At 70.3% G+C, this 696-nt stretch carries 1 protein-coding gene; it reads left to right on the top strand.

What is annotated here, in order from left to right:
• Nucleotides 1-696: DUF11 domain-containing protein (locus A7A76_RS18325; protein ID WP_206412554.1), on the top strand; the 696-nt coding region annotated here is incomplete at both ends.

Genomic DNA, 696 nt, shown 5'->3' with positions numbered 1-696 from the left:
GACCAACACGCCGACGCCGGTGGCCTCGGCCGACCTGGCCGTGGTCAAGACCGCGTCGAGCGCAACGCCGACGGTCGGCACCAACGTCACCTTCACCATCACCCTGAGCAACAACGGCCCGTCCGATGCGGCCGGCGTCAACGTCAACGACCAACTGCCGGCCGGCTACACCTTCGTCTCGGCGACGCCGAGCGTGGGCACGTACAACAACGGCACCGGCGTGTGGGCCGTGGGCGCGCTCGCCAACGGCGCCAGCGAGACCCTGCAGATCGTCGCGACCGTGCTGCCGAACGGCCCGTACGCGAACACCGCGACGGCGACGTCGACCACCAGCGACCCGACGCCGGGCAACAACACGTCCACCAGCACGCCGACGCCGGTGGCTTCGGCCGATCTGGCCGTGACCAAGACCGTGTCGAACGCGACGCCGACGGTCGGCACCAACGTCACCTTCACCGTGACCGTGACCAACAACGGTCCGTCGGCCGCGGCCGGCGTCAACGTCAACGACCAGTTGCCGAGCGGCTACACCTTCGTCTCGGCGAACCCGAGCACCGGCACCTACAACGCCGGCACCGGCGTGTGGACGATCGGCACGCTCGCCAACGGCGCCAGCGCGAACATCGAGATCGCCGCCACCGTGCGCGCGACCGGCAGCTACGCCAACACCGCGACCGCGACCTCGACCACCAGCGA

Source organism: Lysobacter enzymogenes, assembly GCF_017168095.1.
Taxonomy (GTDB): Bacteria; Pseudomonadota; Gammaproteobacteria; order Xanthomonadales; family Xanthomonadaceae; genus Lysobacter; species Lysobacter enzymogenes_D.
This window is presented reverse-complemented; position numbering and strand designations above follow the sequence as displayed.